Origin of the sequence: Clostridium bornimense, from assembly GCF_018917145.1 — a bacterium.
GTDB classification, from domain to species: domain Bacteria; phylum Bacillota; class Clostridia; order Clostridiales; family Clostridiaceae; genus Clostridium_AN; species Clostridium_AN bornimense_A.
This window is the reverse complement of record NZ_JAHLOD010000023.1, coordinates 42,503-56,653: the sequence shown is the minus strand read 5'-3', so window position 1 is coordinate 56,653 and position 14,151 is coordinate 42,503. Positions and strand designations below refer to the sequence as shown.

At 28.6% G+C, this 14,151-nt stretch carries 9 protein-coding genes; 1 reads left to right on the top strand and 8 read right to left on the bottom strand.

The window, feature by feature from the left end; translation table 11 throughout:
- Nucleotides 1–137 precede the first annotated feature (137 nt).
- From KQI30_RS09735 to KQI30_RS09715, 5 genes are all read right to left on the bottom strand, one after another.
- A complete protein-coding gene (locus KQI30_RS09735; protein ID WP_216463111.1) occupies nucleotides 138–479 on the bottom strand; it encodes a hypothetical protein in 342 nt (113 codons plus the stop codon).
- 121 nt (nucleotides 480–600) lie between these two features.
- Nucleotides 601–2,226 carry an alpha-amylase family glycosyl hydrolase gene (locus tag KQI30_RS09730; protein ID WP_216463110.1) on the bottom strand — a complete coding sequence of 542 codons (1,626 nt, stop codon included), beginning with the start codon at nucleotides 2,224–2,226 and terminating at the stop codon, nucleotides 601–603.
- 301 nt (nucleotides 2,227–2,527) lie between these two features.
- Nucleotides 2,528–3,223, bottom strand: a complete 696-nt coding sequence (locus KQI30_RS09725) for an MgtC/SapB family protein (protein WP_216463109.1) — start codon at nucleotides 3,221–3,223, stop codon at nucleotides 2,528–2,530.
- 145 nt (nucleotides 3,224–3,368) lie between these two features.
- Complete coding sequence (locus tag KQI30_RS09720) at nucleotides 3,369–5,255, bottom strand: glycosyltransferase (RefSeq protein WP_216463108.1); 1,887 nt, start codon at nucleotides 5,253–5,255, stop codon at nucleotides 3,369–3,371.
- Between the two features lie 258 nt (nucleotides 5,256–5,513).
- Nucleotides 5,514–6,500 (bottom strand): hypothetical protein, encoded by a 987-nt coding sequence (locus KQI30_RS09715; protein WP_216463107.1) that lies wholly within the window; start codon nucleotides 6,498–6,500, stop codon nucleotides 5,514–5,516.
- A 232-nt stretch (nucleotides 6,501–6,732) separates the two neighbouring features.
- On the opposite strand from KQI30_RS09715, the gene KQI30_RS09710 reads away from it, so the two are divergent.
- Nucleotides 6,733–8,163 carry a flotillin family protein gene (locus KQI30_RS09710; RefSeq protein ID WP_216463106.1) on the top strand — a complete coding sequence of 477 codons (1,431 nt, stop codon included), beginning with the start codon at nucleotides 6,733–6,735 and terminating at the stop codon, nucleotides 8,161–8,163.
- Nucleotides 8,164–8,390: 227 nt separating this feature from the next.
- Here the strand turns inward: KQI30_RS09710 and KQI30_RS09705 are convergent, their stop codons facing one another.
- From KQI30_RS09705 to KQI30_RS09695, 3 genes are all read right to left on the bottom strand, one after another.
- Nucleotides 8,391–11,882 carry an AAA family ATPase gene (locus KQI30_RS09705; RefSeq protein WP_216463105.1) on the bottom strand — a complete coding sequence of 1,164 codons (3,492 nt, stop codon included), beginning with the start codon at nucleotides 11,880–11,882 and terminating at the stop codon, nucleotides 8,391–8,393.
- Entirely contained in the window at nucleotides 11,869–13,089 is a 1,221-nt protein-coding gene (locus tag KQI30_RS09700; protein WP_216463104.1) for an exonuclease SbcCD subunit D, read from the bottom strand. Before KQI30_RS09700 ends, KQI30_RS09705 begins: the two co-directional genes overlap by 14 nt.
- 488 nt (nucleotides 13,090–13,577) lie before the next feature.
- Nucleotides 13,578–14,117 carry a hypothetical protein gene (locus KQI30_RS09695; RefSeq protein ID WP_216463103.1) on the bottom strand — a complete coding sequence of 180 codons (540 nt, stop codon included), beginning with the start codon at nucleotides 14,115–14,117 and terminating at the stop codon, nucleotides 13,578–13,580.
- Between the last annotated feature and the right edge of the window lie 34 nt (nucleotides 14,118–14,151).

Here is a 14,151-nt window from a genome sequence, read left to right as displayed (position 1 = left end):
TAAAGCAGAATTAGAAGCAAAGAAAAAAAGAGCATCATGATAAATGCGACTAACAACGTAGTCGCATCATCATATATCTTTTATTTATTTTGATTGTCTACTTGACAGGAGTCAGATCATAATGGGATAGTTCTTTTTTACTTGTATATAACAAAGTTTTCTTTTTCTAATCTATCAATCATTTTTTCATAAGTTTTAAATGTATCCTCTGTAATGGGCTGCGAATCAATATCATAATTAATGATTTCATCAAAATTTTCAAAGTTAAATCCCATTGATTTATAATATTGATATACTGCTTCTTCCATGTCTTCTATAGTTATATCATCAAAACTTTTATAATAATATCCAGCATCGATGTACTCTTGTAATAACTTTTCTTTTAACTGCTCTTCTGTGATTTTATCATCATAATATAAATCTAAAAACATTTGTTTTGTTAATTCATATCGTATTTGTTTTTCCAAAGCTTTACTCATACTCTGCACCTCACTTCATATTAGATTAGCATCATTATAGTAGCAAAAACTTTTATATCTTATTTATCTGCAATATTATCGAAGCTATGCTGTAGTTTTTATGAGTATGCTTTCAAAATATTTATTTTTTTGAAATAACTACTGAAGATAATGGTTTTATCTTTAATTTGTTTCCTTTTATAGAATCCTTACCACTTCTTGAATATTCCACTTTCATTCCATCTATATTCTCTACTGTTACTTGTTGTTCTTTTTCACTAAAGTTATGAATTACGTATACTTTACTATCATCCTTATTTCTTTCATATGCCATAATACTATTATTATTTGCTTCTATAGCCTTAAAATCACCATTATATAATGCTGGTGTAGATTTTCTTAAATTAATAACTTCCTTATAAAAACTATACATTGAATTTTTATCTTTCTTCTGTTCGTCTAATGGTGTTAAATCTTTATTGTATTTGCTTTTTTCCCAAGTAGTATTTGAATTTTTACTTCCATCAGTCCACACAAAAGGTTCTCTTATATTTTCATCAGGCTTTTTCCCTCTCATTCCTATTTCTTCACCATAATATATATAAGGATTACCTGGTAATGTCATATATATCATAGTTGCCAGTTTAGATTTTTCTTCTGAGTCACACATTGACATAATCCTCTCTTGATCATGATTTGTTGCAAAAACTCCATCAATGTAATTACTATCTATAGAATCATATCTACTATAGATTTCCTCTAGACTCTTAGAAAATTCTTTATTATCGATAATAGCTTTACCAGAAGATATTGCATTAAAAATATCTGCAGATACATCAAAATTAAAGATAGTATCAAAAGGTTGTACATAGGCAGATACATCTTTTCTTGATTCATCCCAACATTCTCCGACTAAATATACATTTTTATTAACTTCTTCACATGCAGCAGCAAACTCATTCCACCATTGCAAATTCTTATGTAACGGATCACTTTCTTCTTCAAATTCATGTACACCATAAATATGCCTTGCTGCATCTAACCTAAAACCATCAACACCTTTTTTTAACCAAAACTTTGCTATATCTTTTATTTCTTCTCTTACGGCTTCATTATTATAATTCAAATCTGGCATACCACTCCAAAAAATTCCGTAGTAATAAGCTCCATTTTTTTTGTGCCATACATTATCTGACCCAAAATCTGATGTCGCATTGGATACATAATTATCCTTATCATCTTTAGTAACCCATCTATAATAATCTCTATACTTACTGTCTATTGAAGATTTAGATTCTTTAAACCATGAATGTTCAGAACTAGTATGATTAATAACTAGATCCATAATTACTTTTATATCTAGCTTATGTGCTTCTTCTAATAACTTTTGAAAATCTTCCATAGTACCATAATCTTTCTCGATTTGCTTATAATCTGTAACATCATAACCATGATAAGACTCTGACTCTGTTATAGGCATAAGCCAAATTCCTTCTACTCCCAATTCTTTTAAATATGAAAGTTTTTCTGTAACACCATTAATATCACCAATTCCATCGCCATCAGAATCGGCAAAAGATCTTACAAAAATTTCGTAATAAACTCCTTTTTTATTATCCATATCAATTTTATTTCTTTTTACATCTTCAAATTCTACCTCATTAAACTTAGAATTCTTAGATGAAGGAACTTTCATTCCAATCTCACATCCAGATATCAATACAATAAATAACAAAAACACAACAATCCCTTTTAAACGTTTTCCCATAACCCAATTTTCCTCCTTAACTTTTCCTTTATAGTACCACTTTTTATCATTTATTCCAATATATTTGTATGTTCGTTATTGTAATTATTTGTGTTATATATTGATATTAGCATCTGTTATCGGAAAGTAGTGGTACTAATATATAATAAAAGCACATGGATTCTATTTAAAATTTATCCATGTGCCTCTTATTTTCTTTTTACAAATACATTCTTTTACATTTACCACTACTTATCTTTAACAGATACTAATATGCGATTTTATATAAACATTTTATGATGAATTTGTATTTTAATGTATATTAGGAAATTTCTTCAATAAATAATACTCCTTCTTCATTATGCAATTCTAATATACAATCAGCATGATTTACTTTCTCTAACATTCTTATAGTCATAACTACCCCAACATTATTCTTATCTATTTTATCTGTTTTTGGTACCTCTAAATTAGAAATTCTTATTCCTTGAGCCCTAAGTTTCTTAATAAAACTTGTAACATTAGATATATTATCAAATTCAACATAAATATTAATTACCTTTGAATTATTTTGAACATATAAATCCAACTTGTGAAGACCTGTCATCACACCGAATAAAAATATGCATGATATTATGGCACCTTCATAAAATCCAATCCCTATAGCTAGTCCCATACATGCACAAGCCCAAAGTCCAGCCGCTGTAGTAAGACCTTTTACCTGATTTCTTCTATCAACAATTATAGTTCCTGCACCTAAAAAACCTATTCCACTTATAACTTGAGCTCCAAGTCTTGTAGGATCAGAATCCATATGCATTATGTCAATTATATATTGATTTGTAATCATAATAATCGTTGCACCGATACACACTAATATATGTGTTCTAAATCCTGCTGGTCTCTTTTTCTTTCCTCTTTCTAATCCTATTATACCTGCAAATAATGTAGCAAGTGTTAATCTCAATATTATAGAAACTGTATTTACTTCTCTTAGATATGCTATAATTGCATTCATACTTCCGTCACCCTTAAAATTTAACTATTCTACTTTTTATTACTTAAATTCTATATATAACACTATTTTTCCTTCTTTTTCTTGGGCAAAATAAAAAGGTTATTGCTAAAATAATTTAATTTTTTCTAGCAATAACCCTTATTAATTAATAATATGGAGTTAAGTTTTCCATATAAATCGCCATAATTTCCTTCATTTCCTTTGGTGGCAATTCATCTAATTCTACTCCAATAAAATTATCAGAACTTCTAGCAACTCTCGCATTAGCCTCCAACCCTTGTTCATTATTGGATATTTTCAACTTAATTTTATCATTAACATTAAAATCATATCGTTTAGGAAGTATTATTCCTAATCCCTTTTCAGAGAAATCATGTATCTTTCCTTTTACATCACCATATTTATCTGTATTTAACTCTAACTTAGTATCTTCTGATACAGTTATACGTTCAGATGTCCTATATATAGGTCTTTGATATGCAAGTCTTATACATACACCAAGAGCAATAACATTATATATACTCCATAAAATATTAATTAAATATCCTATAAAATAAATGTTACCAACCTTAACATTTACAACTCCCACAATCCATGAAATTAATATTATACTCAAAAGGAAAATATGTGGTGCCACTACTTTAAATTGAAAATATGATTTACCAGTTGTAACATCTTTAGGTGTTACATTAAAACTAACCTTTAAATTTAAAAGTGACTTTATAACTGAGAACACTAAATGTGGAGCTACAGCTGTATCATAAAATATACTATATAACATCTTTTGATTTTTTGTTGGTACTGATTTCATTACTAATAATTGACCTATTGAATAGGGAATAAGTACAGAAGCCATAACAATTAAATTACAATCAATAATTGGGACTCCAAAAAATAAATACACCATTGGACATAATATAAATACCATCTTTGTTATAGATCCAAACCAGAACAAATATCCACTAAGATATGATATCTTTTGGCTAAAATTCAACTTTTCTTTAAAAAGCTTAGTGAATTTCTTCATAACCTGTATATTTCCTCTACACCAACGATCTCTTTGTTTTACAAGATCCACAAATGTAGTAGGACTTAATCCTAACGCCAACGTTTCATTTATAAATACGCTTTTATATCCATTACCTTGTAATAACATACCCACTGCCATATCTTCTGTTATAGTACATGTTGGAAATTTACCTATCTTCATAATTGCATCTCTGCTATATACATTATTTGTTCCAACATCAATTATTGCATTAATAGCTGCCTTATGTTCTTGTAAATCTCTCATAAAAAAGTCTTGTTCATTAGGTATATTTTTATTTAAATGATATTGATACATATCAGGATTATAATAATTTTGTGGAGTTTGAACAAAACCCATATTTTCATCAATAAAATATCCTACTGTCTTTTCTAAGAATTCTCTCTTTGGCATCATATCTGCATCTAAAACCACAAATAATTCCCCATTTGTAAATTCTAAAGCATTATTTATATTTCCAGCCTTTGCATAAAGATTATTATCTCTAGTAATATATTGAACTCCATAACTTTCAGCCATATCCTTAAATTCTTTTCTTCTACCATCATCACAAACATATACTTTATATCTGTCCTTTGGATAATTTAAATTCAAGCACGCTGCAACATTTTTTTCTACTAACTTTAAAGGCTCATTGTAAGTACATATCAGCACATCTACTGTTGGTAATTCTTTGCCATTATATACTTCTAACCCTTTAACCTCTTGTTTCTTCGCATTAGCACCTTTACCATATAAATATTGTATACAAACAAACTGTACAATAGAAATTAATTCTGCTAAAAATAAAATGCCACCAAAAATCATTCCAGATACAGATGAATATGGTAATGTAACCAATCTACAAGTAGTATAAATAATAATTGCAATCATTTCTGTGACAACTACTATCTTTGCATACTTTGGATTTGATCTAGCTGCAAAATAGCCACTTATTAAAATCGTCATAGAAATGATAAAATAAACTAAACTTACAACAATCATAATTTCCCTCCCTCGTACATTTGCATATTGCATTTGTTATTTTTTATATATTGTACCTAAATATACACCTTATCTCTTTTTATGTAAATACTATTTTATCTTTTTGTGAGTTTTATTAAATTTTTCAACATAAAATACAGGTTTTTTATTGAATTAACTAGAATTTTATTATTTCTTGATTTTTATTGTATTTTTGTATTTTTTCTTTATTTGGTATGAAAAAACCAATATTCAATTCAGAATATTGGTTTCTTAATATTATTTTATTTTAAATCTAATAACTTTTTTCTCTGATACTCTTTCTACTTTACCGTCTTCAACTAATTGTCTAATTAACGCAGATATTTTTTGACTAGTACATTGGGACAAACCTAAGGAATATTCGTCTTTTCTTATTTCCTTTATTGTAATAAAATCATTTTTGTTTTTTAAAGCTATTAAGATTTTCTCCTTAATCTCTTCATTTTCTTCTTTTAATTTTGTTACAGTTCTATTTCCTTTTTTTTCCGATTTCGTTTCTTTTTCTATAATATTCTTTTTCTCTTTAATATCTTCTTCTTTTTCTTCAAAGCCTTCTTCTTTTTCCGGAACTTCTTTATTTTCTTTAACCTCTTCTTCCTTTTCTAAAACGTCTTTATTTCCTTCAACGTCTTCTTCTTTTTCTGCGATATTTTCTATTTCTTCCTCTTCTATTACTTCCACATCATTATTATTCTCATTTTCGCTTTCCATAGATTCATCAACAACATCTTGTTTTTCTTCTATATTTCTTATTTCTACTTCTATAAAATCTTCATCTTTATTATCTTCTTCACTACTAATTTCTTTCGGCATCTCTATTGAATTATAATGAAGAAATTTAGTTATATGCTTTAATCCAACTTTATTATCAGATGTCAACTCTATACTATTACATTCCTCTAATTCATATATATATTTCATAAATACATCATTGTCCATAGCCCTAATAATTTCATCAACACATTTAAGTTTTTTCATATCCAATTCAGTATTGAAACAATATAATACAGCAATTATTCTTGTTTTATTTAATAAATTTACCCTAACTTCTTCACTCTCAATATTCTTCTCTCTAATATATAACTTAGTAACAGATAATCTCTCATTAAGTTTTTCCTTATATCTATGTAATGCCTTAATTTCTTTACCTTTAAACTCTATGCCGTCAATTATCTCTACTTTATTTCCCCCAAAAAAGCTTTTAATAGTTTCTATTATATCCACGTTGATCCCTCTTTCTTTCGAAAACTCTTTGTCCACAATTCATGTATTTTCTTCATTATATCATATTATTTTCTATTTTGTATATTTTTTGTCGATTTATATTTTATATAGCTCTTGAAATACGGTAATTAAAAGCCTTTTATATAAAAATATTTACCATATCTATTGTGTTTCCTCTTTCATTATGCTAATATATAGTAAATCAAATAATATATTACAGGAGGTTGATGTAATGAAAATTCCGACTATAGCTATTATTGTTGCTATATCTATTGTGGTTATAATATCACTAATCCTAATAACATGGAAAAAAGCTCCCGCTGATAAAGCCATAGTAGTTACAGGTTTAAAAAAGAGAGTCATTAGTGGTGGTGGTGGACTTGTCATACCTTTCTTTGAACAAACTGACAGAATATCATTAGAAAATATGAAAGTAGAAGTTAGGACTCATGAGTCACTAGATAGTAATGGTGTTCCTATCGACACCGATGGTGTAGCCATCATAAAAATAATGTCTTCATCTACTGGAATCCTTCTTGCTATGGAACAATTTAATACTGGCAAAGAAAGAGAAACTATTGAAGTTATCAGAAGTACTGTACAAGATGTTCTTGAAGGTAAACTTCGTGAGATTGTATCAAAAATGTCCATTGAAGAGATCTATAAAGACAGAGAAATGTTTGCTAATGAAGTAGAAAATGTCGCAAAAAGCGACTTAGAAAAAATGGGACTTGAAATAAAAACATTTACTATAAGAGATATAGATGATACTAAAGGTTACTTAACAGCTTTAGGTGCTAAACAAATAGCTGAAGTTAAAAAGAATGCTGCTATTGCAGAAGCTGAAGCACAAAGAGAAGAAAAACAAAAAACAGCAGAAGCTAAACGACTTGGAACAGAAGCAGAAATTAAAGCTGATACTGAAATAGCTAAAGCCATAAAGGAAAAAGAACTTAGAGTACAAGCTTATAAAGAAGAAGAACAAAGAGCAAAAGCAAAAGCTGACTTCTCTTATGAAGTAGAACAAAACATCGTTAAAAAACAAGTTATTGAAGCTGCAAAAAATGCAGAGCTTTTTGAGGAACAAAGACAAACAGAAATAGCAGAGCAACAAGCTAGAAAAAAAGCTATGGAACTTGATGCAACTATAAAAAAAGTAGCAGAAGCTGATAAATATAGCGAAGAGCAAAAGGCGGAAGCAGCAAGATTTAAATTAATAAAGCAAGCAGAAGCTGAAGCTGAAGCAATAAAAATTAAAGGTATGGCAGAAGCTGAAGCAATAAGACTTAAAGGTGAAGCAAATGCTGATGCTATGAAGGCTGAGGCGGAAGCCATGAAAGAAAAAGCTGAGGCATACAAACAATATGGTGATGCTGCTGTTATTCAAATGTTAGCTGATAAGCTTCCAGAAATAGCTCGTTACATTGCAGAACCACTTTCTAGAACTGATAAGATGGTTGTAATTGATAATGGTGGACAAGGAGCTGCTTCAAAAGTTACAAAAAACGTCACTAATATTATGGCTGAACTACCAGAGGTGGTTAACTCTTTAACAGGTGTTAATATTGTAGACTTAATCAAAGATATTTCTAAAAAAGAAAAAGTTAATAAATTGGCTATTACCAAAGACGACACACCTGAAATAAAAGACATAAAAAATTAATATCCACTCTCTAAAAAAGGAGTTATCATACTAACAGTAATGATGTTAGCGATAACTCCTTTATTTCTCTACCTAGAAACATTCCACTATATCACTGTGGACAAACACACAGAAATTCACCACTACTTTTCTAAAACAGATGTTAATATCCAATTATAACACTTACAATAGCAAAAAATCATGGAATCCACATTATAAAGAAACTCCATGATTTTTTATTCTACATACTAATTTGTCACAATTTCAACTTTACTGCCACCACGCCCTGACTCTGCTGGTGTTATTACTAGTTGCATTGGAACTCTGTTTTTAATAGACTCAACATGACTTATTATACCTATCTTTAACTTATCATTATGAATCTTTTCAAGGGAATTCATTACTATATCTAATAAATTATCATCTAATGTACCAAATCCCTCATCTAAGAAGAATAATTCTAAAGGTGCCGTACCTTTCAACTGAATTTGAGCTGATAATGCCAAAGCTAGTGCCAATGATGCTAAGAAAGTCTCTCCACCAGAAAGGGTAGTTGCATCTCTTTCTGCTCCACCATTTTTATAATCTCTTATTATAAACTTACCATTTTCATCTACTTCAAGACCATAATTGCCGTTAGTAATTTCTTTTAGTCTTTTTGATGCCTCCATAGAAATATATTTAAGCTGATGAGCTGCTACAAATTCAACAAACTTCTTTCCCTTAAATAATTTTTCTAAATCACTAAGCAATGCAAGTTTGTGATCTAACTTTTCTTTCTTTTCTAGAAGACCTTCCATTTCCTTTAACTTTGTGTTGATATTTTTTATTTCTTCATCAATTCTTACCTTATCTTCACTTATAAGTTTATATTTTTCTTCCAATGAGACCTTATCGCTCTTTATTTTTTCCCATTTTTCTTCTTCTAAAAATCTACCATTTATTTTTACATTGATACTTTCAATAGTTCCCTTTAATCGTAAAAGTAAATCATTATATTCTTCTATTTCCTTTTTCAAAGCCTCTACTTCCATATTAGAAACTTCATATCTTCTTACTTCATCGATAGAAGTAAACTTTTCTTCTTGTAGTTTTTCATTTATTGATTCTTCCTCTAATCCCTTTCTATGTAGCAGTTGCTCCTTCTTTCCTAAGATAGAACTATAATTTTCATTAGCTGTAGTGTATTCTTTATCCTTAACAAGTTTTTCATTTTCAAGATTTTTATAGGTATCTTCTATAAACTTTACTTCTTTTTCTATAGAAGCCAATAATTCAGATATATCCTCTACAACTCCAACTTTAGATTTTATAGAATCTTCTTTTTCTTTACAATTCTCCTCTAAAGCCTGCATATTACTTCTCTTTTCAATAAACTCTCCTCTTAGATCATCAGTACTTTTTTTAATTTCTTCTTGTTCCTTGCTTAACTTATCTTTAGCACCTCTGAAGTTCTTTAATTCTTCTAAAAGTTTTTCCCTCTTCTCTTCTATGACTTTTATTTCTTCCCACTTACTTTTAAAATCTTCAACATTAGTATCCCTTACTAATTGATTTAACTCATCTTTTATCCCTTTGAAATCTTCTTCTAGACTTTTATTTTCTTTCTCAATCTCCTTATATTGTTTATTCAAGTTTTTTATTTCAACAACAACATTACTTATATTTTTCTCCAAGTTTAATTTCTCTTCTTTTCCTAAATTAACTTCCTTTTCTAATTGCTCTTTCTTATTAATATGACTTTCTATATCACTTTTTAACTTTATAAAATTATCCTCTAATTCCTTAGGCGATATATTTTTAAAATCTGATCCTAATTCTAATAATATTTTATTATTCTCTTGTAACTTTTCTTCCTCATTCTTTATATTAGCCTTAACTATAGCAACTTTTTCATTATATCCTTTTAATAAGATATCTTTATCCTTTATATTATCCTCCAGTTCTTTGATACCATCTATTTTTATAGCCTTTATATTTTCTTTAAAATGCTCCCTTGAACCACAAACAGGACATATTTCTCCCTCTCTTAATTGCTCTCTCAAATTGTGTGCCAACATTTCTTTGTCCATAATATCAAGATTATTTTTCATAGCTATTAAGGATTCTTCTTCATTACATATAACCTTATTATAATTATCTAAATCTATATGAAATTTGGAAATTCTATCTTTTCCATCTTCAATATCCTTTGAAATTCTATTAAAACTGCTCCATTTTTCCTTATTCTCTGAAAGTAACTTCTGCATATTTAAAAGATCATCTTGAGTCCCCGGCACAGATTTTAAAAGATTTTCTAACATTTCAATTTTTCCATCTAATGACTTTGTTATACTTTCCAAATTATTAGACGCACTTTCCTTCAAGTTGTTGTTATTCTCTATAACCTGTAGTATACCCTTTATCTTTGAATTATTTTTATCTATATTTTCTTTGAAAGTGTCATGTCTCTCTTTCAATATTATTCCCTTTTGAACCTTTTCCTTTAATCCATCTTCAATCTTAAGAGATAGAATCTTCTCATCAGCTTCCTTTTCCTTCTTTTCTAATGATTCTAATTCAACTTTGAGTTTATTAAAAATAGCATTCTGATTCTTACCTCTTTCACTTATCTCATTAAGATTAATTTTAAGTTCTGTAATTTTCTTTAACATATTATTTAAAGATTTCTTATCCTCTAGTGCATCTGATGCCTTTTGCTTTTTCACCAATAACTCTGGTTTCTTAGTATCATTATTTTCTTTAGCTATAGTCCACTTTTCTTCTAAAACTTCTTTTTCTTTTTTTATTTTCTCAATAATATTCTTCGTTTCAGTTATCTGTAATTGAGTTTTCTCTATTTCCTTTAAAGTATTATCATACCCCTTAATATAAGGCAATACCCTTGCCGCAGCTTCTCCTAACCTTACTACCTCTTTAGATTTTTCTATATCACCTTTCTTTCGAATAAGTGTTTTTTCTTTTTCCCTATATCCTATTAAATCTAATTGCAGATTCCATAACTCTTCATTTTCTTTATATACAGTATCAATTTTTAATAATTCATCTTTAGCATTACTAAGATTTCTACTAATCTCTACTAATTCTGATTCCTTACTCTTAAGCAATTCTCTACTTATATCTTCATACCCCTTAAGTTCACCCAATAATACACTATTATTTTCTTTTTCCCTTACAATCTCTTTTGATAACTTAAAAGATAAATTATCACCATATTGTTGCAAATTAAAAAGTCTTTCTAGCATATCCCTTCTACTTTTACCTTCTAATTTTAAAAATTCACTAAACTTCCCCTGTGGCAATACTACTGTTCTTGTAAAATCCTCAATACCGAGACCTATTATAGATTTCACTTTTTCATCAATTAATTTTTTCTTATCTGCTAATATCTCATTTTTACCATCAGTTATATCCATAAGCTTGCATTTTCCAGAGTTTATAGCCCCATCCTTTTTTCTTTTAAACTCCCTAGAAACAACATACCTTTTTGTATCAGCACCTGAAATTTGAAAAGTAAACTCTACGCTAGTACTATCACAATTAGTATTTATGTAATTTGAACTTTTTCTTGAAACTTCTCCATATAACGCCAACGTTATACCATCAAGAATAGTAGATTTACCACTACCAGTAGGTCCAAAGATACCAAACAATCCTCTTTTAGTTAGTTTATTAAAATCTATTGTTTGTTTTTCAATAAAACTATTTAATCCTTTGATTTCAAGTTTAATTGGTCTCATGATCTTCCTCCTCTGATATTATTGATAATAATGTATTTACTACCTCATCACTAGGTTCAACTTCCCTCTCCTTAAAATAAAAATCTCTAAATATATCTTCAAAAGACTTTTCCTTAAAACTTTCAACATCATCCTCTTCACTATTAAACGATGTTATCTTAGGCATTATCTCTAAAATATCCTTTTTCAGATCTTTCATCATCTTTATTTCGTCTTCTCTTATATACCTGTCAGTAGTAATTTCTAAATACACCCAACATTCTCTATCCTTATTCTCTTCACACTTTTTAATAGCATCCTCTACACCATTACACTTCCATATCTCTATAGGTTTATATACCTTAAGATCTATGTCAGTAACATTACATGGCTCTCCAGCCTTAACATCAATAATAAAACACTTTTTAGTAAAACTTATCTCTTTCTTATTATAATGAATAGGAGATCCTGAATATCTAGCCCTTCTTTCTGTTCCTGGTACTATTTGCGGCTTATGAACATGTCCTAAAGCAATATATTGCGCTTCCTTAGGAAAACAGCTACCATCAACTACATAGCTACCACCTAATTGAATACTTCTTTCAGATCCACTTTCTTCACTTCCCATAGCAAAAATGTGTGTTGTAACAAGATTAATTGTATCTTTTCTATAATGCTTCTTTAATCCATCAAACAAAGTAAAAATTCTATCACTATAAGACTTCATCTTTTCTTCTTCATCATCCATAGCATCATATAAAACTTCATTTAATCTTTTTTCACTAGGATAAGGCACCGTAAGTATTACCGCCTTTTCTCCATTAATACTTATCTCAATATAACCTTCCCCTGCATCGACAACTGAGTTCTTGCCATATTCCCCAATAGGTACAATAGACTTAGGAGTTCCAACCATAACAATACCATGATCTCTTGCTAAAGGTCCTGCTGCTACTAATCTATCTGGATTATCATGATTACCTGAAATAACCAAAGTCATTCTTTCTCCATCTCTTGATAAATTTTTTAATGTATCATAAAACATTTTTTCTGCCCTTGCCGGTGGATTACTACTATCATAAATATCTCCAGCAATTATAACTAAATCTATATTATTATCTTTAACTATATCTATAAAATCTTTTAAAAATCTTTCTTGTTCATCCATTCTACTTTGACCTTCAAGATTTTTTCCAAGATGCCAATCTCCAGTATGTAAGATTCTCATATTTTTATCCTCCTTATAGGAAAATTCCATCAATTTAAGTATAGACTAAAATAAATTTTCTTAAAAGTTTATAATAAACAAAAAATCTATAAAGATAGCTTTTGCTACTTTATAGATTTTAATATCAATATACTTTTTTAATGTGGAAGTAACCGTTACCCCTAGTTACTTCCATCCCTCAACCCTATATATTATTCAAACCCAGTAAATGTTCTCTTTTCCCATGGTTCTCTATATCTCCCATACCCCTTATACCGGCAATTTGTCGAATTGTTTATAGGAATCTACATAATCATCTTTCCCCAAAGATGATATCTATACATAATTTGAAGCTATTTCAAATATACCATAACTCTTCAAACATCTATTTGCAATTATATAATATCATAGTTATTTCGAAAATTTTGTCGTAACTTGTCGCAACTTTAAATTTTTTTAAATTATTTTAAATTTATTATTAAAAATATTTACCAGTAATTATTATACAATTAACACCCTTTGTACACTAATGGAGCTTTAAATGACTTATCTAACCTTTCAATTACATATTCATAAAGTTCTCTATTCTCTACAGGTGATTTAAATGTAAAAGTATTTATAGAACCTTTTCCAACTATTGAATATTTATGATATATATTTTTATCATCATTCCATGTTAAATTATAAGCATAATCATTACACCATGTAATATGATTATCTTTCGGAATATATAACATATCTTTCCTATAAAGACTTTCTGCATTACTTCCTTCTGTATTGTTGTTTCCCCATACTATAAGTTCCACTGTATTATCTATATTACTAAAATAGATTCCATCACTATTTGATGATGGTTCTTTTGGTGCTAATTCTAAAGGATATTCTATTGAAAATCCATATCTTTCATTAGTATAAGTATTATATGTACTATATTTTTCAATAAGATCTGTGTTTATAGTTTCTTTATACCCCTTTACTACTTGTGTATTAAGCACTACCAGTATAACAGTAGATACTACTATTAAAAATTTTTTATTTATTGTAACCATATTTTCTTACCCCTAACTCGACGTAATATAAATA